Source organism: Meiothermus sp. (genome assembly GCF_026004075.1).
GTDB lineage: Bacteria > Deinococcota > Deinococci > Deinococcales > Thermaceae > Meiothermus.
In genome coordinates this window covers 605,246-625,576 of the sequence record NZ_BPIK01000001.1, presented here as the reverse complement: position 1 = coordinate 625,576, position 20,331 = coordinate 605,246, and the positions used below count along the sequence as shown (strand labels likewise).

Below are 20,331 nucleotides of genomic sequence, written 5' to 3'. Positions count from 1 at the left end.
AAATAACCCATCGCTCAACTCTGGTTTTTGCTACCGTTTGGAGTAGCAAGGGGTTATATATTCCGTTGCAGGAGTGAAGATGTCGGAGCCCACAAGCCTCGCGAACTCGAGCACTCCGGATCTCGATCCGCTGAATCTGTCGCAGGGGATCATGATCGTTCAGACCGACCTCGAGGGGCGTTTTGTCTACGCCAACCGGGCCTATCTGGCGTATATAGGACTGCAAAGCTTACCCACAGGAGCCAGTGCGTTGCAGCACATAAGTCCCGGCGACCTGCCGGTGGTCATGTATACCGTAAAGCAAGCCCTGAGCAATCCCGGCCAGACCTTTTGGGTAGAGTTTAGCAAGCCGCTCAAGAAGCCCTGGAACCGCAGCCGTTGGGAGTTTATGGCTTTGCTAGATAGACAGGCCCAGCCCGTAGGTGTGCAGTGCATGGGCTATGACATCAGCGACGCCTACCGACAGGCCCGCTTTCAGGAGGCTTCACTGGCGCTTTTATCCTCCGGCCTGAAAGAGCTGCTTTCACCCGAAGCCATTCTGCAAAGGATCCTCGAAGAAGCCTTCAAGGTTGTACCGGTAGCCCAGGCTGGCAGTGCAACCCTCCTCTACCCGGATGGCCACTTCCGCTTTGTGGCCGCCCATGGCTACGACCTGGAAGCCCTGCGAAAAGTTCATCTGCACCCACAGGAGCCCCTTTCGTTGAGCCAGCACATCCAGGCCCGGGTCTTTACCCAGACCGAGATCGCTCGCTTCAACCAGCGGCTCGACCCCGAACGGCGGGGCATCATTGAGGGGCCGGGACGTGCCAGCGCGATTCAGGCCATGCTGGCCACCCCGGTGGTGGTCAGGGATCAGGCCAGAGCCTATCTGTACCTCGACCACTTCGAACGCGCCGATGCCTTCGACGAAGTTGATCTACACCATCTGGAGGGGCTGGCCCACCATGTAGCCTGGCTTCTGTACGACGATGAGCTGCGCAGCGAGGCCCACTATCATCGTTATCACGATCCACAAACCGGGCTGACCAACCTGCATGGTCTAAAAGAAACGCTGGCCCACCTCCCGCCAGCCCCTCGAGCCTTGCTGGCCCTGCACTGCCGCTCGCTCGAGCGAATCCGACGCCTGGAGGGCGAGGGCATCTGGGCGGCTGCAGTGCAGACCATCGCCCAGGCAATACAGGCCGAGTTGCGCACTGCCGACCGTTTAGCCTACGAAAAAGACACTTTTTGGCTGCTTTTGGAAGGGGTTGATAATCTATCAGATCTGCAGGCAGTGCTGGCCAGACTAAAAGATAGCGTGCACGGCAGGCTGGTAAACAGCTGGTCACAGCTCGACTTCAGCCCCCATGTGGGGGTGGCCTTTGCCCAGCCGGGCACCAATTTGCTCGAGCTTCCCCAGGCTGCCGAGATGGCCCTGCAGCACGCCCGGCCTGGGCAGGTTCATGTTTATGAGCCATCGCTGGCACATAGCACCCTCGAGAACTATTGGCTGCGCCAGGCCCTGGGGCAGGCCCTGCGTCCACTCAAATCTGGGGGAGCACCCCTGGGTTTCCACCTATACTACCAGCCCATCCGAGCCCTGGACAATGGGATGCTATACCACCTCGAGGCCCTCGTACGCTGGCTGCATGCCGAACGGGGTATGATTTCTCCAGCAAGGTTCTTACCTGTCGTCGAAGAAGAGGGCTGGATGGGAGAGCTGGGCGACTGGATTATTGGTGAGGCTGTAGCACATGCTGCGGCCTGGGGGATTCCGGTCGCGGTCAACCTGGCCGGAAGCCAGCTCGAACCAAGTCTACCCAGGCGTATTGCTGCCCACCTGGCCTACCATAATCTGCCCCCCCAGCAGCTCATCCTCGAGGTCACCGAACAGGCTGCGCTGGACGAAATTAATCTTTCGGTGCTGCAAAATCTGGCTCTTCAGGGGCACCCACTGCACCTCGACGATTTTGGCACCGGGTTTTCCTCTCTGGAGCGCATTACTGCCTTACCCCTCTCTGCCATTAAGCTGGGCCAGGGATTTGTCAAAAACTTAGGCCCCAATCCCTCTTCCAATACTTCCGAGGCCCGTCTCATGCGGGCCGTGCAGGCCCTGGGTCGCAGCCTGGAACTTCAGGTTATCGTAGAGGGTATCGAAACCGAGGCCCAGTATCGCTTTTTGGTAGCCGAGGGTTTTAGGCTGGGCCAGGGCTATCTGCTGGGGCGACCTGCGGCTATAACATCCGATGCGCAGCTACAAGCTCTGCGGGGGGAAAGCTGATGAACCGAGCATTCAGTCGGCCAATGAGCAGCCTATTGTATGGCTCAATCACCTTGTGTGCCTTTGCTTGCGTGCTGTTGTCGGATTTCCTGTATCCAAATCACAGCTATAAGCTGCCCTTCCTCATGATTTTTACGGCCACCACCGCCAGCATCTATGGCCTCACCTGGGGATTTTCAGCGGCTGGGGCATCGGCTTTGCTCCTGGCCCTTATGAGTAGGGTTCAGGCCATGGATGGGGTATTGCTGCTCCTCTCGGTGGTGATCGCCAACGGCGTGGGCGGTAGTCTGCGCACAGCCCATCGCCACGCCAAAGCGCTGGCCCGAAGCCACCAACTAATAGCGGAAGCCCTGGAGGTTTTACCCGCGCTGGACAGCCGCCACGCACTGCTGGCAAGCCTGCCCAAACGGCTCACCGATTTTGTAACCGGGGGCCACGCCAGTGTATGGGTGTCCCAGGAGCACAGCCTTCGGCTGCTCGCCAGCAGCCCCGATATCGGTATCCGAGAGCTTTCCACCCAGAGTGTAGTGGGCCGGGCTTTTCGTGAAGGCCAGCCCCAGTACGTGCCCGATGTGCGCCAGGAACCTCATTTCGTTGCAACACCCGGCCTGGCTACCGTGGCCGAATTGGCTCTTCCCCTGTTCGAGCGGGGCGAGGTGGTCGCGGTGTTCAATCTGGAAAAGGATCGGCCCTTTTTACCCGAAGAAGTGGATGGGTTTATTCGCTTTGCCAAGGCCGTTAGCCTGCAGCTCGACCGACTGGCCGACCTCGAGGCCCGCCGCCTGCTTTCCGATCTCTCGGTGGAGCTACAAAAAGTAAGTTCTTTACAGGAAGCCGCGCAAATGGCCCTTACCCTCCTCTCGAGGGGTCTTTCCCTCGAGGCAGGGGTGGTGTGGGAGGTTCGAGGAGCCCGGATGCAAGCGCTGGCCTATACAGGCGTAAACGAACCCTCCCTGCTGGAGGTTCTGCGGGAAGGCCTGCCCTATGGTCAGGGCTTGGCCTGGGATGTATACGTATCAGGAAATCCGTTCTTCACCCAACGCTACGCAGAAGAGCAGGGGGGGGTACAGGCTTTGCAGGCCTTGGGCTGGCGCACTTTTGTGGCACATCCCGTTCCCACCCATGGGGCCCAGCGCAGCCGGTACGTGCTGGTTATCGGCACGCTGCATGAAAGAACCTGGCGCAAGGCCGAGCAGGAATTGCTGCTGTTGTTCTGCCGCACCCTGGGAATTGGCTTCGACCGCCTGATAGAAAAAAACCGGCACGAATGCGTGGGCCACCTGATGCAAGAACTATTGGAGGAACCCTCCGAGAACCTCTATCACATGATGCTGGTAGAAGCCATCGAGCAGGTGCCGGGTAGCGAGGCGGGTAGCCTGCTGGTGCTCGATGGGGGGCTGTATTGCTACAAGGCCGCCGTGGGCTACGATCTAGTAGGTCTCCACGCCGCACCCAGCAGCCCAGCCGATATGCTCCGGTGGTATGGCCTGGGCGAAGAGTCTGCTCACCTGGGAATGCCTCGAGTCATCAGCTCGGAAACGACCGTCATCCCCGAGTACAGTTATCGAACCGCGTCGGCGGACATTATGGATACGGCCGGCAGGGTGCACGAGATTCAGGCCAACCTGTGCCTGCCCATTGCCTACCGGGGTGAGGTGCTGGCTTACCTCAACCTGGATAACCTGCACGATCCACAGGCCTTTGGCGAAGATAGCCTGCGCGCCGCACAATTTTTTGCAGCACCGCTGGCTACGCTATTGCACGACATTCGAACCCACCGCTTGCTGGAGGAGGCGGCCCTCACCGACGCCCTCACCAAGCTGCCCAACCGGCGGGCTTTCGACAAAGTGCTTGCGGAAGAGCTCGAGCGGGCCGTTCGGTATGGCTATCCTTTGGCCCTGGCGGTGATGGACTTAAAGGGATTTAAGGCCGTCAACGACAGTCTGGGTCACGCCACCGGGGATAGGGCCTTATCTCAAGTCGCTCAGTTGCTGGAAAAAGAGCGTCGTGCGGGGGATCATCTGTTCCGCTGGGGGGGCGACGAGTTTGCGGCCATTTTTCCACACACCGAAAAGACCGAGGCCATCGCAGTGGCCACCCGCTATGCCCAGGTTGTGGAGTCCATACGCTTTGACAAGCACCGCTTGGGGGTACGCATCGGGCTGGCCGCCTATCCCGAAGACGGCCTGACCCCCGATAGGTTGCTCATTACAGCGGATAACCGCATGTATGAGGCCAAAGCCCTGGGCGTCTCGCTGAAGTCGTGATTGGCCCGGGTCGGGGTGCTCAGATTTTGGATAGCGTGACGCCGGATTCAAAAAGATATTATTAGTATCGTTTAGGCTTGTCAAAGTGAACGATACTACAGAAATGCTTTTCTACTCCCTTCGGTCGGCTTGAATCCTTCACCTCTGACTACGGCCAACGGTAAAGGATTCAAGCGGAAACGGTATGAGACACGAATTCAAGTTGTCCCAGGGAGGCCGCAAGCGGCTAATTGCCCGCTGGAATGCTTTGCTCATCTCACTTGGCATTGATCCAAATGAGCATTTTGCCGTACTGGATGACCTACTCACCCGTCATGCCGAGCCCCAGCGGTACTATCACAACCTCGCCCACCTCGAGCACCTGTTCACGCTGCTGCCTGCACAACCCCACCTCGAGTTCGCCATCTGGTTTCACGATGCCGTCTACGACCCCACCCGCACCGACAACGAGGCCCAGAGCGCACTGCTGGCAGAACAAAGCCTTAAGCGTCTGGGGGTAGAGCCACTGCTTACACAGGTGGTGACGGCAATTATCCTGGCCACGCAAAACCACAGGTCGGACGACCCCGAGGCGGCTTTGTTCCTGGACGCCGACCGTTCCATCCTAGGCGCCAACCCCAAAACCTATACCGCCTATGCCCAGGCTATACGACACGAGTACGCCTGGGTGCCAGAGGCCTTGTTCCGGGAGCGGCGCGCCTGGGTTATCCAACAGTTTCTGTCGTGTGAGCGCATCTACCAGACCCCGGGGTTTGCCCAGCTCGAGCAGCCCGCCCGCGAAAACTTACAGCGTGAGCTGCGTACGCTCGTTCAGCGTACTTCGGAAGGGTAAGCTTGCAAAGCCTGCCAGTAACGCTCGAGGCTCTCTCCTAACTGTACCGCCAGCCCCAGCCGGTAGGCCGCCACGACCCGTCTGCCCAGGGCGCGCACCAGGGGATCGGAGCTGGCCTCCAGGTCTCGAAGGGCCTTCTCGGAGAGGGCAATCTTTACTCTGGGAGGACGGATCGGTACAGGCGGCAGGCTGAACCAGTAACAGGCCTCCTCGGGTTTCACTACCTGAGCCCCCCTATCGGTAAACCAGGCAGCCCCCTCGGGGTGCACATAGACCTTGGCAGCCTGGGCTACCGCCTGGCGAACAGCCTCAGAAAACGGAACCGGCATAACCCATCCCATCGGCAGGGTTGCGGGACTTGGGCGATAGGCCTGGGCTCTTAACTCAACGCTTCGCTCTCCATTCCACTCATTTACCACCAGCCCCGCAGCCAGCTCGAGGGTATCCGGTAAAAACTCGCCATTATCCCGCCACTTGACGACGCGCACGCCATTCAGGCGAAACGATAGGTGTCGGCCCTCGCCCATAGTGCGCACATATTCCGGCCTGCCTTGGGTATAAAACAACGGTTCGGGGTTGCCCTCACCCAGGGGTTCTAGCAATTGCAAAGCCCGGTGCAACTCATCTAAATCTTCCCCATCCAGCCAGCCATCCAGAACCAGTTCGGGCTCCGGCACCGGGAACTGGGCCGCATAGCGGTGGATGGCCTCGGTAAAGGCGGGAATCTGCTCTTCTTGAATAGCAAAGCCTGCTGCCTGGGCGTGGCCGCCAAAGCGTTTGAGGTAGGCCCTGGCCGACTGCAAGGCCCCCACCGCGCTAATGCCGGGTGTCGAGCGCACCGAGCCCTTGCCATCGGCAATGATGAACACCGGCTTGTAGTAGCGTTCCAGCACCCGGCTGGCCACAATGCCCATCACCCCTGGATGACCCTGGGTATCGTGGATGATCAGCGCCGGATGGGTAGGATCAATGGTAGGCCAAATGCGCCCCAGCATCTCCTCCTCGATGCGCTGTCGCCGGACGTTGAGTTGAGTGAGGTATTCGGCCAGCGGGCGGGCCTGGAGAAGATCCTGGGTGGTCAGGAGTTGCAGGGCCACTTCGGCCTGACCCAGGCGGGATGCGGCATTGATGCGCGGGGCAATGCGAAAAGCAATCTCGCTGGCGCTGAACTCTCTGCAATGCTCGGCGGCCAGCACCTTCAGGCCCAGGTTAGCCGAGTCACGCAGGCGGCGCAGCCCCTCCTTAACCAGCGCACGGTTGAAACCCTGCAAGGGAGCCACGTCGGCCACCGTACCGATGGCCGCGAGGTCGGCATACTCCAGGGGCGGATCTCGACCCAAAAGCTCGTATACCTGCCACAGCAACAAGAAAGCTACCCCCGAACCAGTGGGGTGTGGCTGGCCTTGCAGCCCCGGTGAGAGGGCCGGGTGCACAATCAGGCCTGGCGGGGTGCTTGCCCCCGGCGAGTGGTGGTCGGTCACCAGTACCGAAACCCCGTTCTCGACCAGCTCTTTTAGCTCGGCATGGTTGGTAATGCCGCAGTCTACAGTGATGAAGAGGTCGCAGGCCTCGAGGTGCTCCGGTACCCGATCCATCAGCACCCCGTAGCCCTCGCTCAGGCGGTGGGGGATAAACGGGTGGATATCGGCCCCCAGCTTTCCCAAGCCATTGAGCAAGATGGCCGTGCCGGTAAGACCATCGGCGTCGTAGTCGCCGTGAACCCGGATTCGCTCCCGTTTGTCCAGGGCCTCAACGATGCGCAAAGCTGCTGGTTTGAGGCCCTCGATGGGGAGGAGCGTGAGGGGGGGCTCGAGGTCTTCCTTGCGCCGAAACCCTCGATTCCAGAGCACCGCAGCCGCCAGGGGTGGGATACCCAACTGCTCTACCAACGGACGCAGTTCGGCGACATGGGGCCATTCTCTAAATTTCCACTTCATCTAAATCACAACCCTCGCAAGCCCAGCGCGTCCAAGATTGTAGGCCGAAAGAAATCTAGGCCGACACAGCCAAGCTGTCCAACTCTTATGCAGTCGAGATGAGCCCAGCGGCTATTTCCGCATCCAATCAGGCTACCCATGGGATTCGCAGACCTTGTTTCGCTCAGGGTTGCCGGTCTGGGATGACCGGGGTTTCTTCGGGGTGCTGCTTTCTAAGAGCCTCGAGCTCGCTCTTAATCTGGCGCAGTTCGCGGTTCCGTTGGCGCAGGGCAGCCTGGGCGTTCAACCAGCCGGTAAGGACATACAGGCCCATTACACCCAGGCCCAGCCCAAAAGCAACCGCCAGCAGTACGCTCAGGTGTACCAGGCCCCAGGGCGTCCCAATCACGAGTCCAGGCTCAAAAACATACAGGGCCCAGGTCAGGGCAACCACCCCCAGCACAATCACAAAGGCCAGCGCGCTCAGGACTTTCATGTCAGAAGTTTACCCCAGACCCCGCACGCTTCCCAGGCATTAGATAGCAGTGTTGTTGGGTTCTTAGGACAGCCCAACAGCCCATTCGAAGCACGCCCTAAACCCATTTCCTAAGGTCGATACGGCCCTCGTAAATCGCTTTCCCGGTAATGGCCCCCTCCACACCCAGGGTTTGCAGGCCCTCCAAGTCGGCATCCGAGGCAATACCACCCCCGGCAATTAGAAAGCCAGGCCAGGCTGCGCGCACCTCCCGCACAACCTCGAGGTCGAGTCCGGCCAGGGTTCCGTCCCGGCGTACATCGGTGTAGATAAGGGTTCGAACGCCCATCTCCCATATGCGCTGGCTTATATCCTGCACCCTAAGCGCGGTTCCCTCAGCCCAGCCCGAGACTACCACCTCCAGGCCCCGGGCATCCAGGCTTACCACCACCCGCTCAGGTCCAAACTCCCGAAGCATCTGGCCCAGGACTTCTGGAGCCTTCACGGCCACCGTACCCACCACCACCCGGCTGGCCCCCAAAGCCAGGATTTCCCGGGCCGCCCCCAGGCTGCGTATACCGCCCCCAACTTCAAGCGGGACGGTAATTGATTCGGCCACTGCACGTAACACCGCCCGGTTTTCCCCTCGGCCGGTAGCCGCATCCAGATCTACCAGGTGTAGCATCTGGGCCCCTTGCTTTTGCCAGTGCAAGGCGGCTTCCACTGGGTTTTCGTAATAAACGGTCTCCTGGCGAGGGTCGCCCTCAAACAAGCGAACCGCCCGCCCAGACTGGATATCTACCGCAGGAATAACCAACATTTGGGGATTGTACCAGGGCTACCAGTAAATTTTCTTCCCCAGCAGGCTGCTGGCGAGCTCGACCATTATCTTGGCGGTGCGGTTGGCGATATCGAGGATGGGGTTCACCTCGACCATATCGAGGCTGGTGACAATTTTGGCATCAGCCAGCAGCTCCATCAGCAGATGCGCCTCGCGGTAGGTCAGTCCGCCGGGCACCGGGGTTCCAACCCCCGGCGCGATTTCTGGATCGAGCACATCGGCATCTAGCGAGACATGGACTTTGGAAAAATTCGCGAATTTTTCCGCCACCTGCCGGGCAATGGCCGGAATGCCCTGTACGTCTACCTCCTTCATGGTGAATACCGTTACCCCACGCTCGCGTAACAGTTGAACCTCACCCGGATCCAGACTACGAATACCAATCAGCACCACATCCTCGGGCCGTACTTTGGCCCCAGGGCGGCCCAGGTGCACCAGACGCGGGTCGCCCAGGCCGCACAGGTGGGCCAGGGGCATCCCGTGAATGTTGCCGCTGGGGCTGGTCTCGGGGGTATTAAAGTCGGCGTGGGCATCCACCCAGATCACCCCAACGCGCTCACCCCGACTGGCCCCCGTGACCGAACCCATCGCGATGGAATGGTCGCCACCCAGCACAATTGGAAACACCTCGGCAGGCATCTGATCGATGGCGGCTATGGTGTCCAAACAGACCGTGCGAATGGCCTCGAGGTAGCCTATTCCACCAAGTTCGTGCTGGGCATGGCGTAGGCTCTCGACCACCGGCACCCGCACATCGCCGTAGTCGTGCACCCGGTGGCCCAGGCCCTCGAGCACCTCCTGCAAGCGCCCATAGCGCATGGCGCTGGGCCCCATATCCACCCCCCGCCGACCCTGACCCAGATCCATCGGAACGCCTAAGATACCAATGTGCTTCATACCCGTACAGTTTACCGCCCATTGACCTGAAGGCGTTTCGGCGCTAACATAAAGAGCTACGCTTACTGAGCAAGCACCGGGAACAATGAAACCACGACCTTTACAAAGCATCAATCTCTCACAGCTCATGCGCGAGGGTGGCAGCACCAGCGCGCGGGACGAGATCTGGGACTACATTGCCCTGCACAACGAGCGCATTCCTCTGGAAGGAAAGGCTGTCTGGAAGGTTAATGTCACCCGCCTGGAGGGCGAGGGGGGCGTGGAGTTCTGGCTTTCGGGTGAAGTCGCTGGCAACGCCCTCATGGAGTGCCGCCGCTGCCTGACCCCTACCCCAACACCCATACGCGCCCATTTTCAGTACCTGCTTCGCTACCAGCCGGGCTTGCAGCACCTCGAGGCCATCGAAGAAGACCAAGAGGAAATCCTGCTCTTTGGCCACCCCGACCTCGACCTGGAACCTCTGCTGAGCGAGGCCTTTGCCCTCGAGCTACCCTTCACCACCCTCTGCAAAGAAGACTGCAAGGGCCTGTGCCCGGTCTGCGGGGCCAACCTCAACGAGGTGGACTGCGGCCACCAGACCAAGCCCCAGACCAAGCTCGGCGCCGAGTTGTCCAGGCTATTTGACGACCTCAAGGACTGATACCGGTTCCGCTTGAACCCTTCACCTTTGGGTGTAATCAAAGGGGAGGAGTTCAAGCCGACCGAAGGGGGTAGGAGTGCATTCCGGCAGTATCGTTTAGCCTTTCAAAAGTGATCGATACGACCGGAGTGCGTATGACCCATCCAGGGCGTTTCCCACGAATTGCAAGAAGCACGAGCACAAATGTCATGCAAGATCATGCCCGACAAACCAGCCCGATGCTAGGCTAGTTTCATGCCGGCCATTGGCCTGGAGCGCTGGCTCCAACACCTTGTGGAACACCTGCCCATCGCCCGCCAGGGCCACGACCCCGAGGGCGTGCATCAGGTGCGGGTCGCCGTACGGCGGCTCAGGGTATGGCTGCGGCTGGCCGGGATGCGGGTGCTGGAAGACGACCTGGCCTGGCTGGTGCGGGCAGCAGGTGAGGTGCGCGACCTCGAGGTGTTGCTACAGCGCCCCGATCTGCCCAGGGCCTTCCGGACGTGGGCCGTATCCAGGCTAAAGGCGGCTCGAGCCGCCTTCGTACCGCTTCTGGACAGCCCCCGGCTGGCCGGCCTGCTGCAGGCCCTCGCCAACCTGCCCCCGCTGGACGAAGCACCGGCCCAGACCCGGCTCAAGCGCTTTGTCCGCCAGGTTGAGCGCAAGGCCGAAGAATGGCAGCAGGAAGGAAGCATCGAGCACCTGCACGCCCTGCGCCGGGCCCTGCGCCGCCTGCGCTATGCCCAGGAGTGGCTGGAGCAGGACAGCCAGACCGCCAAGGAGATGCAGGCGGTGTTTGGGGAGGTGGGCGACCTGAGCTTCACCCTGCGCTACCTATCGGCCTACCAGGCCGATGGGGGCCGGCTGCCCGCGGCCTATGTGCGCCGGCTCGAGGCCCAGCTACAGGAGGCCCTCGAGGCCGCCCAGCAAGCCTGGATCAAGGCCCAACAAAAAACCGGAGGTGTGTCCTCCGGATAGGCTCTAGGTTAAGGGTTACTTCTTGCGGGGACGGTACTTGCCGTAAGAACCCCGGAAAATTTTGCCACGACGGGTACGACGGTCACCTTTGCCCATGCTATGCTCCTAGGCTTTAGCTCCGCTCAAAAGCTGGTTTACTTTGCCCATCAGGCGGGACTTACGCCGGCTGGCCGCGTTCTTGTGCAGGGTCGAGCCCTTGGCGGCCTTGTCAATCAGGCTTTCGGCATAGCGCATGACCCGCACCGCCTCGTCGGTGTTGCCTTCTTTAGCCAGGATCACCGCTTTCTTGCTGACGGTCTTGATGGCCGACATCTTGGACTTGTTGCGGGCCCGGCGCTTCAGCGACTGCCGGTGGCGTTTCATGGCCGAGGGATTACGTGCTGTCTTTTTCTGTGCCATAGTTCTCCAAAAATTGCCGGTTGGGGGCTGCGGCGCAAGGGCAGCCTCGAGGCAAACCGCTCACAAGTCTAGCACAAGGCTGGCCCCCCTGCCTAGACCCTAAAACTCGTTGCGGGCCGCCACCCAGTCCATCCGTACCTGACCCCGTGCATCCTTGATGCGGAAATAAACATCGTACAGGTTGGCCTCCGCCGGGTAGCGTATTTCATCCGAGAAGCGACCCTCGTAGCGCTTGACCAGGCCCGGACGGCTCTGGCCCGAGCGACGAATTTCCACCTCAAAACTCCCTTGCCGCAAGTCGCCGCTCACCACTACCTTTACAAACGCCCGGATGCCCGTGGCCCGAACCTGGTTACGGACTTCGCCGCTGTAGTTCCAGTAAAAAACCGGGGTAAAAGGGGCATAGCCCACCGCAAGGCCGAACCGCTCTGCGTAAAAGTACACCCCGCCCGCAATGAGTGCCAGAATAAGAAGCGTTCGCACAGTTCAAGTATAAGTCAAGGCTGGAGGGGCTCACTCAAATCGGTATACTTGGGGGCATGACGGCGGAGGAAGCGTTTAGCCTGCTACGAACGGGGGCGGTGGAGATCATCCCCCAGGAAGACTTGCTCAAAAAACTACAATCGGGGAAAAAGCTGACGGTTAAGCTGGGCCTCGACCCCACCCGGCCCGACATTCACATCGGCCATGCCGTGGTGCTGCGCAAGATGCGGCAGTTCCAGGAGCTGGGCCACAAGGTGGTTCTGATTATCGGCGACTTTACCGCCATGATCGGCGACCCCTCGGGCCGCAGCAAAACCCGCCCACCCCTCACCTTAGAAGAAACCCGCGCCAACGCCCAAAGCTACGTGGAGCAGGTGGAGAAAATCCTTCTCACGGGCGATAAGGAGCGCTTCGAGCTGCGCTACAACTCGGAGTGGCTGGAAAACCTGAACTTCAAAGAGGTCATCCGGCTCACCTCGCTTCTAACCGTAGCCCAGATGCTCGAGCGCGAAGACTTCAAAAAGCGCTACACCGAGGGGATTCCCATCTCCATTCACGAGTTCCTGTATCCCTTTGCCCAGGGGTACGACTCGGTGCCCATCGCCTGCGATGTGGAGATGGGCGGCACCGACCAGAAGTTCAACCTGCTGGTAGGGCGCGAGGTACAGGCGGCCTACGGCCTGGAAAAGCAGGTGGCCTTCATCATGCCGCTTCTGGTGGGGGGCGACGGACAGAAGATGTCCAAAAGCTACGACAACTACATCGGCATCACCGAGGAGCCCAGCGAGATCTTCCGCAAGCTGATGAAGGTGGAAGACCAGTACCTACAGACCTACTTCGAGCTCTGCACCGACCTTGCACCGGAAGAAATTAAAGAGGTGCTGGAGCAGGGCGGGCCGGTAGGCGCCCACCGGGTGCTGGCCCGGCTGCTCACCGGGGCCTATGCCCAGCCGCTAATTCCCGCCCGCCTGGACAAAGCCCTGTACGAGTCGCTGGGGTATAGCTGGGAAGCCCACGGGCACGACCAGGGCGGCGCGCCGGTGGTACAGCAGGCCGAGGCCCGCTACTACGAGATCGCCCACGGGGGCATCCCCGAGCAGATGCCCGAAGTGACCCTGCCCCCCGGCGAGCTGCTCGAGGGCAGAATTGCCGTTGTAAAGCTGTTCACCCTGGCCGGCCTGACCGCCTCCAACGGCGAGGCCCGGCGGCTGATCGAGCAAAAAGGCCTGCGGCTCGATGGCGAGGTACTCACCGACCCCAAGCTGGAGGTGGCCTTCGACAGGCCTGTGGTGCTGCAACGCGGCAAGGATAAGTTTGTGCGGGTGGTGCCGGGCTAACCCGGCTCGAGCGGGCGGAACGGGGTCTCGTAGCCGGTGGCATAGAGCACCCCGTTTTGCTCCTCGAGGCGCAGGCGGGGCAACGGGAAGCGGGGCGGGCCGTAGACCGCCTTGCCCCCTTGCAAAGGCTCGTAGGCCCCAAAGTGGCAGGGGCAGCCCAGGAAGGGGTGGTCGGTGCGGTAGTTGTAGGCGATGGAGCCCAGCTCGGGGTTGTCCACGTAGTTGACCACACAGCCCTGGTGGGTGCAGATGCGCGACAGGGCCAGAAAGTGGGCCTCCCCTACCGTGAGACCCCCCACCACCGGTTGCGAAAGCCGGAACACCACAGCCTTGAGGGGGCTGCCGCTGTACTCGTAATCGAAGTACTTGAAGTGCCAGTGCGCGGCCAGTTCGTCCAGGGTCGCCGCGGGCCGCCGGGGGCCTTCGCGCCAGATGGGTTCGCTCACACCGGCTTTGGTGAAGTGGATGACGTAGGTACGCCAGGCCAGCCAGCCAAAAAAGCCGGTGGTGATGGCGCTCGGAACAATCCAGAGCAAATCCCGCCGGTTGATGCGGCGCAGGTTTTGCGGGTTGGGCTTGTCCATAGACCCTCTACAACCCCCCCAGGTACTGCAACAGAGCCTGCATCTCGGCGTCGGTCAGGGCCACCGCCGGCATCTGGCCCCGGCCCTTGAGGACAATCTCCCGCACCGCCTCCGGCACCTTGCTGATGGGGTTGCCCTGCAAACGTGGGCCCGAACCACCCTGGGCCTGGGCCCCGTGGCAGGCCGCGCAGCGGGCCAGGTAGACCTGCTGGCCCTGGGAGGTGGCGTTGAGCTGGTTTTTAGCGGTTTGAATCAGGTTCTGCACCTGCGCCCGGGCCTCGCCGCCGGCCTTCAGGTAGCCCTCCCAGGCCACGATGGCCTCGGCAGGCCGGCCCAGTTGAAAGTAGGCGTTCCCCAGAAACAGCCAGCCCTCGGGCACGTTGGGCTCGGCCCGCACCGCGAGCTCGAGGGCCTGGGCTCCCTCCTCGGGCCGACCGCTCATGAAGAGCAGGATGCCAATCCGGCGCACGGCATTGGCGTTGCGGGGCTCGAGCTCGATCACCTTGAGGTAGCCCTGCACGGCCCGCTCGAAGTCCTGCAGCTCGTAGGCTTTGTTGGCGTAGGCCAGCCAGTCGGCAGCCTGGCCGCTTTGCTCGGCCCGGCGTTGCAGGCTGCCCAGTTCACGGGCCTCGTTGCGGCTGGTGATAATAGTCTCGCCCGGCAGGCGCGGCACCGTGTAGGCCCACAGGCCCACCCCCAGGGCCACCAGACCCAGGGTCACCGCCCCCAGCGTGAGCGGGCTCAGGCGGCGCGGGGTGGGGATTTCGTGGCCTAGCTCGGCCAGTTGGCGCTCGAGGCGCACCGCCTGGGCCAGGAGGCGCTTGCGCTCCTCCCCTTCGGCCTCCCGGGCCAGCGATTTGAGCACCTCGAGCTCGGCCCGCAGCTCCTCGGGCCGGGGGCTCTCGGGAAAAGGCTGAGCCGCGGTGCGGAAAAAAGGCCGCAGGGCATAGGCCAGGGCCAGCACAAACAACAAAGCAAGAATCAGGTAGGCAAACATCATGGTTGTCGCTCGGGGGATTGCAGCTCGGTCTCGAGGCGGGCAATTTCTTCCTCGGAGACGTCGGAGGCGGTGGTCAGGGCTCGAGCCCGCACCCGGGCCAGGTAGCGCCACAGGCCGAAGCCCAGCAGGCCCAGCCCAAGGAGGGGCGAAAGCCAGACCCACAGGGTGAGGCCGCGGACGGGCGGCTCGTAGAGAATCCAGTCGCCGTAGCGCTGCACAAAAAAGGCCCGTATCTCGGCCTCGCTTTTGCCCTGGGCCAGTTGCTCGGCGATGATGCGCCGCATCTCCACGGCAATGCCGGCATTGGACTCCGCCGCCGACTCCCCCTGGCAGACCGGGCAGCGCAACTGGCCGGCAATTTTGAACACCTCCGGCGAAAAATCCGGGGGTGGGGTGTTGGGGCTGGGCTGGGCCAGGGCCAAGGCCAGCAGCAAAAGCCCGCCTAGCCACCAGGTACTCGCTCGCCTCATCGCAACACCTGCTCGATATAGCCCCGCAACTGCGCCTCGCTCAGCTCGCCGGCATGCCGGGCCAGCACGGTGCCCTTGCGGTCAATCACGAAGGTCTCGGGCACCCCGTAATAGCCGTACTCGATGCCAATGCGCCCACGCCCGTCGTACACGCTGGGGAAGGTCAGGCCATACTGCTGGATGAACTTCAGGGCCTCGGCCTCGCTGTCCTGCACATTAACCCCCAGAATGAGCACCTGGTCTTTGTACTGCTGGTGAAAGCGCTCCAGAAGCGGGGCCTCGGTGCGGCAGGGGATGCACCAACTGGCCCAGATGTTGAGCAAAACCGGCTTGCCAAGGCCCTCCTGAATCCCCATCTCGGCCCCGTACTGGGCCCGGTAGGGCGCTAAAAGCGGCAGGCTAAAGCTGGGCGCAGGCTTCCCCACCAAGACCGACTGCAGTTCGTCCTTGTTGGGACGTTGCAAGCCCCAGTAGAACAACCCCCCCAGCAGCAATACCCAAACAGGCCAGAATCTAAGCACAGCCCTCCTCTTCTCGCAACGATATCAGTCCCCCGCCACCGGGGACACCTGCCGGCTGGTTACCCGGGCCCCTGCCGGCCAGAGGATATAGAGCGTACCCAGCACGATGATTAAACCAGCCACCCACAGCCACCAGACCATGGGGGTAACGATTAGCTTGATGGTCGCCCACTGGCCCTTTTCCTGGTCGAACTGCATCAAAACAAAGTAGTAGTCGTTGTACAGCGAGTACCTGACCACCGGTGTGGCCAGCGGCGAGCCCATCTGCGGGTAGAAGTTGAGCCGGGTCTCGTAGCGCCCATCGGCCCCCCAGCCCTCGCGGCTGGTGGAGCGCACCTCGATGGGGGCAATGGCTGCAAAGCGGTTGGACTCCTCCCGTGCGCCGATGGAAAGCAGGCGAATCTCCAGGCCCCGGGTCTGCCAGGTCTCCCCTACCTGGAGGGTCTTCTGCTCGGTCACCCGGTAGGTCTGGCTGAAGGCGATGGTCAGGGCGGCCAGCGCCACCCCAAAGTGCACAATGTGCGAGCCAAAACGGCGCTTGTGGCTGGCTGCCAGTTCCCACAGGGCCTGCCCCGCCGGGATGCCCAGCGACCTCGAGCGCGCCCGCACCCCCTGGGCCACCATCAGCCAGATGGCGGTCAGGTTGTAGGCAAAAAGCCCAATCGCCAGCGAGACCCCCAGGCTCAGGCCCAGCGCCAAGCCCAGCAGGGTGCCCACCCCCAGCGCCACCAGCATGGCCGCCAGGTTGCGCACCACCTCGGCCTGGGTGTTGCGCCAGGGCAGCACCGGCCCGATGCCCATCAGAAGCAGCATGAAGATGCCTAGTGGCACCGAAACCTGGTTGAAGAAGGGGGCTCCCACCGAGACCTTGGCCCCGCTCACCACCTCCACCACCAGCGGCCACAGGGTACCCAGTACCACCACAAAAGCAAAGGTGCCGAAGAACAGCGCCCCGGCTAGCAAAGCCCCCTCGCGGCTTTTCCAGCGCACCTCGCCGGCCTCGCGAATTTCGGAGGAAACCCGGGCCAGAAGCCCCAGCCCCACCGCCATCACCCCCAGCAAAAACACCAGGAACCAGGCCCCTACCGGCCCGCTGGCGAAGGCATGCACCGACTGAATCACCCCCGAGCGGGTCAGGAAGGTGCCAAAGACCGTCGCCGCGAAAGCCAGGGTGATGAAGGCGAAGTTCCAGCCCTTGAAGAGCCCTTTGCGCTCCTGCACCTGGGCGGTGTGGAGGAAGGCCGTGGCCAGCAGCCAGGGGATGATGGAGGCGTTCTCGACCGGATCCCAGGCCCAGTAGCCGCCCCAGCCCAGAATTTCGTAGCTCCACCACTTGCCGGTGAAGATGGCCGCGGTCAGGAAGCCCCAGGCCACCAGCGTCCACCAGCGGGTCTCGAAAATCCAGCTCTGGTAGCGCCGGGCCACCATGGCCGCCACCGCATAGGCAAACGGCACCGAGAGCCCCACAAAACCCAGGTACATCAAGACCGGGTGCACCGCCATCATCCAGTGGTTTTGCAGGAGGGGGTTGGTGCCCAGACCGTCCGGGGGCGGGTTGGGCACGGCGTCGAAGGGGTGGGCCACGAAGACCATCACCGCGAAGAAGAACACCTGCACAGCAAAGAGCGTGCCCAGCGCCACCGGGGCCCGCCAGACGTCCAGGCTCTGGCCGGCCCGCAGGCCCACCAGCCAGGTGTAGGCGGTCTGGAGCAGGGCCCACAGCAGAATGGAACCTTCCAGCGCCGCCCAGGGCGTGACCAGCTTGACCCACAGGGGGTTGCTGGCCGAGCTGTGGTTGGCTACGTAGGAGACGCTAAAGTCGTCGGTAAGGATGGCCCACTCGAGCGCCCCAAAACTGGTTGCGGCGGCCAGCAGGGTGAGGAGCGAGAGGCGCTTGGCGGCCTCGAGGTAGCGCCCATCCCGCAGGCTGTAGGCCAGCACCGCCAGCACCAGGCCCAGCGCCGAAAGAATCAGGGCGGCGACAAGGGAGACCCCACCCAGTAGACCCGGTGTCAAGGGAACCTCCTCTTCATCACTGGGTCTCCTCGATCAGCTTGCGCACCTGCTCGGGCGTCCAGCCCTCCTTGGGGGCCTGGTAGGTCTCGGAGTGCTTGACCAGCAGGTTCTGGCTCACAAAGGTCTCGCCCTCGAAGCGGCCCTCCACCACCACCCCCCGGTTCTCGCCAAAGAGGGCCGGGGGGGTGGTGCCCGAGGAGCGGATGGGAATCTCCTTGACCCCATCGGTAACCACAAAGCGCAGCTCGAGGGTCTGGGGGTTGTACTCGAGCGTACCCGGCTTAACCAGCCCACCTAAGCGCACGGCGCGGTTCTGGTAGCGTTCTACCTGCTGAAAGTATTCGCTGGGGGTGATGAAGTAGACCAGGTTCTGGCCCAGACCTCCAAAGATGAGATAGGCCAGGGCACCGGCCACCACCACCAGTCCCACGATATATTTTGGTTTCATCTACACCTTCCCTACCGATTTCTCTGGTAACGCCAGAGCAAGTAACCCAGGTAACCAAACACCAGGCCATACACCGCTACGAAAGTCCAGACCACGAAGGGGTTGGCCGGGTTCCATAGGGGGTTATCGGTCATCTCAGGCCTCCTCCCGGGCCGCCTCGCGGGCGGCAATAATGCTGCGGAGCCGCACCAGCCCAATAAACAGCAGGGTAAACGCCGCCAGGTTGACCAGCATGGGGATCAGGATGGCCGCGTCCACGTTAATTTTTCCGGTGGTAAGGTCAATGGACTGGGTCTGGTGCAGGCTGCGCCACCACTTGACCGACATGTAGCTGATGGGCACATTAATGGCCCCCAGTATCGCCACCCCCGCCGCGGCCTTGGCCCTGAGCTCGGGGTCTTCGATGGCACCTCGCACCACCACGTACCCCACGTAGATGGCAAACAGGATGGCGGTGGTGGTCAGCCGGGGCTCCCAGTCCCAGTACACCCCCCAGGTGGGCCGGGCCCAGAGCATGCCCGTAAGCAGCGCCAGGGCCATGAAGATGAGGCCTACCTCCACCACGGCGGCGGCCACCCGGTCGTGGTGGGCTTTGCGCCGCACCAGATAGGCCACCGAGTAGCCTAGCGCGCCAAAGCTAGCCAGATAGGCCATCCAGGCTGTGGGAACGTGCACATGGAAAATGCGGGCCACAAAGCCCTGGCTCTGGTCGGGCGGTGCGCTCAGGGCCATGACGAGCCCCACCACCGCACCCACCCCCCCCAAAGCCAGCAGGCCGAGGGTCAAGCCATCCAAGCGGTTGGTTTGATTGGAGCGAGCGAGCTGCATCCTAGTCCTCTCCTTTATGTATGTATTCTGGCCCGAAATAGATTAACTTGGCGTAAACCACGTTACATCTAAAGGGGCCATGAACCTTCGTAAGTCGCGTCCTCTAGATTACCCCGGTGGGGCAACGGACAAATTTTACTTGCGGTAATAGCGGTCATAACCTAGCCCTCGAGCATGTACGGAAACACCATCGCACACACCGTCACGTAAATCACATCGAAGACCAGAAGTAACCGCAGCCAGTCCAAAAGCTCGGCCACCGGAACACCCTGGGCCAGCCCCTGGGTAAAGCGTACCGCAGCGAGCACCACCGGAATCACCAGGGGGAAGAGCAGCAGCGGCAGAAGCACCTCGCGCCCCCGCAGGCGGGCCAGCATACCGGCGTAAAAGGTGGAGATGGCGGCATAGCCCAGCGAGCCCAGCAGCAACGCTGCCATGAACCAGCCCCAGTGCTGCAAAGGCAGGTAGAAAAGCCCCGCCGTCAGGAACATTAACACCAGCCCTACCAACATCAGCAGGGCAAACTGAAACAGCAGCTTGCCGAAGTAGATCCACTCCCGGCTACCGGGGGTCAGGAGCAAATCGTCCAGGGTGCCGTCCTCGACCTCGAGGCCAAAAGCCCGCCCCGCCAGCAAGCTGCCCGCAAAAGCCAGGGCCACCCACAGCACCCCTGGGGCCGCTTTTCGCAGATCCTGGGGGTTGGGGCCAAAGGCCATGGCCAGAATAAACAGCATCACCGCCAGGAAAAACACCGCCGACAAAAGGCCCGTACGCCCCCGAAACTCCAGCACCAGGTCGCGCCAGGCCAGCCAAAAAATCCGCTGCACGGGAGTAAGGGTATCGGTTTAGATGCCGAAGGTAAAGGGTCAAGGTTCGTTTTCCCCCACATAGCAGAAGCGGGGCACCTGCTTACCGTCTACCTCCACATCTTCCAAAAACATCGCCAGCGGGCGCACCCACAGGGTTTCAGGCTCGACGCCATAGCGGGTTTCGTATACCACGAACCACTCCTCGGTTTCGGAGTGGCGGGCCAAACCGTGCACCCAGTAGTACTTGCCCTTGTAGTGTTGGTACAGCCCCGGTTGCAGATGCATCCTCCCACCTCACTGGCCTGAAGTATCTCCCAGACATCTTTGCACAAACCGCGGCTGCGGGGCTAG

Annotated in this window: 23 protein-coding genes; 6 read left to right on the top strand and 17 right to left on the bottom strand. The window is 61.9% G+C overall.

The features are described 5' to 3' along the window. The first annotated feature begins 151 nt into the window (after nt 1-151). The 3 genes from Q0X18_RS03015 to Q0X18_RS03005 all read left to right on the top strand — a co-directional run bounded on the left by Q0X18_RS03015 (nt 152) and on the right by Q0X18_RS03005 (nt 5,359). On the top strand, nt 152-2,260 hold the full coding sequence (locus Q0X18_RS03015) for an EAL domain-containing protein (protein ID WP_297558349.1): 2,109 nt from the start codon (nt 152-154) through the stop codon (nt 2,258-2,260). Beyond that, nucleotides 2,260-4,527, top strand: a complete 2,268-nt coding sequence (locus tag Q0X18_RS03010) for a diguanylate cyclase (protein WP_374707496.1) — start codon at nt 2,260-2,262, stop codon at nt 4,525-4,527. The genes Q0X18_RS03015 and Q0X18_RS03010 overlap by 1 nt, the downstream gene beginning before the upstream one ends. A 184-nt stretch (nt 4,528-4,711) precedes the next feature. Beyond that, a complete protein-coding gene (locus Q0X18_RS03005; protein ID WP_297558344.1) occupies nt 4,712-5,359 on the top strand; it encodes a hypothetical protein in 648 nt (215 codons plus the stop codon). On the opposite strand, the gene Q0X18_RS03000 is transcribed toward Q0X18_RS03005, so the two are convergent. The 4 genes from Q0X18_RS03000 to rocF all read right to left on the bottom strand — a co-directional run bounded on the left by Q0X18_RS03000 (nt 5,338) and on the right by rocF (nt 9,488). After that, the gene (locus Q0X18_RS03000) at nt 5,338-7,296 is read right to left on the bottom strand and encodes a DHH family phosphoesterase (protein WP_297558342.1); all 1,959 of its coding nucleotides are present in this window, start codon (nt 7,294-7,296) and stop codon (nt 5,338-5,340) included. The genes Q0X18_RS03005 and Q0X18_RS03000 overlap by 22 nt on opposite strands. Before the next feature lie 163 nt (nt 7,297-7,459). Continuing rightward, nucleotides 7,460-7,771, bottom strand: a complete 312-nt coding sequence (locus tag Q0X18_RS02995) for a LapA family protein (protein WP_297558338.1) — start codon at nt 7,769-7,771, stop codon at nt 7,460-7,462. A gap of 97 nt (nt 7,772-7,868) precedes the next feature. Next, a complete protein-coding gene (gene hisA / locus Q0X18_RS02990) occupies nt 7,869-8,570 on the bottom strand; it encodes a 1-(5-phosphoribosyl)-5-[(5-phosphoribosylamino)methylideneamino]imidazole-4-carboxamide isomerase (protein ID WP_297558336.1) in 702 nt (233 codons plus the stop codon). A gap of 18 nt (nt 8,571-8,588) precedes the next feature. After that, nucleotides 8,589-9,488 carry an arginase gene (rocF, locus tag Q0X18_RS02985; RefSeq protein ID WP_297558334.1) on the bottom strand — a complete coding sequence of 300 codons (900 nt, stop codon included), beginning with the start codon at nt 9,486-9,488 and terminating at the stop codon, nt 8,589-8,591. A gap of 85 nt (nt 9,489-9,573) precedes the next feature. On the opposite strand from rocF, the gene Q0X18_RS02980 reads away from it, so the two are divergent. Together Q0X18_RS02980 and Q0X18_RS02975 are read left to right on the top strand one after the other, a co-directional pair. Continuing rightward, nucleotides 9,574-10,128 carry a DUF177 domain-containing protein gene (locus tag Q0X18_RS02980; RefSeq protein WP_297558331.1) on the top strand — a complete coding sequence of 185 codons (555 nt, stop codon included), beginning with the start codon at nt 9,574-9,576 and terminating at the stop codon, nt 10,126-10,128. 234 nt (nt 10,129-10,362) lie between these two features. Beyond that, nucleotides 10,363-11,085 (top strand): CHAD domain-containing protein, encoded by a 723-nt coding sequence (locus tag Q0X18_RS02975; RefSeq protein WP_297558328.1) that lies wholly within the window; start codon nt 10,363-10,365, stop codon nt 11,083-11,085. 15 nt (nt 11,086-11,100) lie between these two features. Here the strand turns inward: Q0X18_RS02975 and Q0X18_RS02970 are convergent, their stop codons facing one another. The 3 genes from Q0X18_RS02970 to Q0X18_RS02960 all read right to left on the bottom strand — a co-directional run bounded on the left by Q0X18_RS02970 (nt 11,101) and on the right by Q0X18_RS02960 (nt 11,967). Beyond that, nucleotides 11,101-11,181 (bottom strand): 30S ribosomal protein THX, encoded by an 81-nt coding sequence (locus Q0X18_RS02970; protein ID WP_114799484.1) that lies wholly within the window; start codon nt 11,179-11,181, stop codon nt 11,101-11,103. A gap of 9 nt (nt 11,182-11,190) precedes the next feature. Further along, nucleotides 11,191-11,484, bottom strand: a complete 294-nt coding sequence (gene rpsT / locus Q0X18_RS02965; RefSeq protein ID WP_297558326.1) for a 30S ribosomal protein S20 — start codon at nt 11,482-11,484, stop codon at nt 11,191-11,193. 99 nt (nt 11,485-11,583) lie between these two features. After that, a complete protein-coding gene (locus Q0X18_RS02960; protein ID WP_297558324.1) occupies nt 11,584-11,967 on the bottom strand; it encodes a hypothetical protein in 384 nt (127 codons plus the stop codon). Nucleotides 11,968-12,023: 56 nt separating this feature from the next. Here Q0X18_RS02960 and tyrS point away from each other — a divergent pair, with 56 nt between their 5' ends. Continuing rightward, nucleotides 12,024-13,304, top strand: coding sequence for a tyrosine--tRNA ligase (gene tyrS, locus Q0X18_RS02955; protein ID WP_297558321.1), 1,281 nt, complete (start codon nt 12,024-12,026; stop codon nt 13,302-13,304). Here the strand turns inward: tyrS and Q0X18_RS02950 are convergent. The 10 genes from Q0X18_RS02950 to Q0X18_RS02905 form a co-directional block, all read right to left on the bottom strand. Beyond that, nucleotides 13,301-13,888 carry a Rieske 2Fe-2S domain-containing protein gene (locus Q0X18_RS02950; protein WP_297558319.1) on the bottom strand — a complete coding sequence of 196 codons (588 nt, stop codon included), beginning with the start codon at nt 13,886-13,888 and terminating at the stop codon, nt 13,301-13,303. The genes tyrS and Q0X18_RS02950 overlap by 4 nt on opposite strands. 7 nt (nt 13,889-13,895) lie before the next feature. Continuing rightward, complete coding sequence (locus Q0X18_RS02945) at nt 13,896-14,885, bottom strand: c-type cytochrome (RefSeq protein WP_374707520.1); 990 nt, start codon at nt 14,883-14,885, stop codon at nt 13,896-13,898. Next, nucleotides 14,885-15,358 carry a cytochrome c-type biogenesis protein gene (locus tag Q0X18_RS02940; RefSeq protein WP_297558314.1) on the bottom strand — a complete coding sequence of 158 codons (474 nt, stop codon included), beginning with the start codon at nt 15,356-15,358 and terminating at the stop codon, nt 14,885-14,887. Before Q0X18_RS02940 ends, Q0X18_RS02945 begins: the two co-directional genes overlap by 1 nt. Continuing rightward, complete coding sequence (locus tag Q0X18_RS02935) at nt 15,355-15,879, bottom strand: TlpA disulfide reductase family protein (protein WP_297558311.1); 525 nt, start codon at nt 15,877-15,879, stop codon at nt 15,355-15,357. The genes Q0X18_RS02940 and Q0X18_RS02935 overlap by 4 nt, the downstream gene beginning before the upstream one ends. 24 nt (nt 15,880-15,903) lie before the next feature. Beyond that, nucleotides 15,904-17,895 (bottom strand): heme lyase CcmF/NrfE family subunit, encoded by a 1,992-nt coding sequence (locus Q0X18_RS02930; RefSeq protein ID WP_297558308.1) that lies wholly within the window; start codon nt 17,893-17,895, stop codon nt 15,904-15,906. A 16-nt stretch (nt 17,896-17,911) separates the two neighbouring features. Next, nucleotides 17,912-18,343, bottom strand: coding sequence for a cytochrome c maturation protein CcmE (gene ccmE, locus Q0X18_RS02925; RefSeq protein ID WP_297558306.1), 432 nt, complete (start codon nt 18,341-18,343; stop codon nt 17,912-17,914). Between the two features lie 11 nt (nt 18,344-18,354). Further along, nucleotides 18,355-18,477: a hypothetical protein gene (locus tag Q0X18_RS02920; protein WP_297558303.1), complete on the bottom strand. Its 123-nt coding sequence runs from the start codon at nt 18,475-18,477 to the stop codon at nt 18,355-18,357. Nucleotide 18,478: 1 nt separating this feature from the next. Continuing rightward, the gene (gene ccsA, locus Q0X18_RS02915; RefSeq protein WP_297558300.1) at nt 18,479-19,171 is read right to left on the bottom strand and encodes a cytochrome c biogenesis protein CcsA; all 693 of its coding nucleotides are present in this window, start codon (nt 19,169-19,171) and stop codon (nt 18,479-18,481) included. Between the two features lie 161 nt (nt 19,172-19,332). Then, the gene (locus Q0X18_RS02910; RefSeq protein ID WP_297558297.1) at nt 19,333-19,998 is read right to left on the bottom strand and encodes a heme exporter protein CcmB; all 666 of its coding nucleotides are present in this window, start codon (nt 19,996-19,998) and stop codon (nt 19,333-19,335) included. Between the two features lie 39 nt (nt 19,999-20,037). Continuing rightward, complete coding sequence (locus Q0X18_RS02905; RefSeq protein ID WP_297558294.1) at nt 20,038-20,265, bottom strand: DUF1653 domain-containing protein; 228 nt, start codon at nt 20,263-20,265, stop codon at nt 20,038-20,040. Nucleotides 20,266-20,331: the final 66 nt, after the last annotated feature.

Bases quoted from the DNA above. Each gene is read 5' to 3' on its own strand.
- Q0X18_RS03015 (WP_297558349.1), top strand. From the start codon at position 152: ATGATCGTTCAGACCGACCTCGAGGGGCGTTTTGTCTACGCCAACCGG.
- Q0X18_RS03010 (WP_374707496.1), top strand. From the start codon at position 2,260: ATGAACCGAGCATTCAGTCGGCCAATGAGCAGCCTATTGTATGGCTCA.
- Q0X18_RS03005 (WP_297558344.1), top strand. From the start codon at position 4,712: ATGAGACACGAATTCAAGTTGTCCCAGGGAGGCCGCAAGCGGCTAATT.
- Q0X18_RS03000 (WP_297558342.1), bottom strand. From the start codon at position 7,296: ATGAAGTGGAAATTTAGAGAATGGCCCCATGTCGCCGAACTGCGTCCG.
- Q0X18_RS02995 (WP_297558338.1), bottom strand. From the start codon at position 7,771: ATGAAAGTCCTGAGCGCGCTGGCCTTTGTGATTGTGCTGGGGGTGGTT.
- hisA (WP_297558336.1), bottom strand. From the start codon at position 8,570: ATGTTGGTTATTCCTGCGGTAGATATCCAGTCTGGGCGGGCGGTTCGC.
- rocF (WP_297558334.1), bottom strand. From the start codon at position 9,488: ATGAAGCACATTGGTATCTTAGGCGTTCCGATGGATCTGGGTCAGGGT.
- Q0X18_RS02980 (WP_297558331.1), top strand. From the start codon at position 9,574: ATGAAACCACGACCTTTACAAAGCATCAATCTCTCACAGCTCATGCGC.
- Q0X18_RS02975 (WP_297558328.1), top strand. From the start codon at position 10,363: ATGCCGGCCATTGGCCTGGAGCGCTGGCTCCAACACCTTGTGGAACAC.
- Q0X18_RS02970 (WP_114799484.1), bottom strand. From the start codon at position 11,181: ATGGGCAAAGGTGACCGTCGTACCCGTCGTGGCAAAATTTTCCGGGGT.
- rpsT (WP_297558326.1), bottom strand. From the start codon at position 11,484: ATGGCACAGAAAAAGACAGCACGTAATCCCTCGGCCATGAAACGCCAC.
- tyrS (WP_297558321.1), top strand. From the start codon at position 12,024: ATGACGGCGGAGGAAGCGTTTAGCCTGCTACGAACGGGGGCGGTGGAG.
- Q0X18_RS02950 (WP_297558319.1), bottom strand. From the start codon at position 13,888: ATGGACAAGCCCAACCCGCAAAACCTGCGCCGCATCAACCGGCGGGAT.
- Q0X18_RS02945 (WP_374707520.1), bottom strand. From the start codon at position 14,885: ATGTTTGCCTACCTGATTCTTGCTTTGTTGTTTGTGCTGGCCCTGGCC.
- Q0X18_RS02940 (WP_297558314.1), bottom strand. From the start codon at position 15,358: ATGAGGCGAGCGAGTACCTGGTGGCTAGGCGGGCTTTTGCTGCTGGCC.
- ccmE (WP_297558306.1), bottom strand. From the start codon at position 18,343: ATGAAACCAAAATATATCGTGGGACTGGTGGTGGTGGCCGGTGCCCTG.
- Q0X18_RS02920 (WP_297558303.1), bottom strand. From the start codon at position 18,477: ATGACCGATAACCCCCTATGGAACCCGGCCAACCCCTTCGTGGTCTGG.
- ccsA (WP_297558300.1), bottom strand. From the start codon at position 19,171: ATGCAGCTCGCTCGCTCCAATCAAACCAACCGCTTGGATGGCTTGACC.
- Q0X18_RS02905 (WP_297558294.1), bottom strand. From the start codon at position 20,265: ATGCATCTGCAACCGGGGCTGTACCAACACTACAAGGGCAAGTACTAC.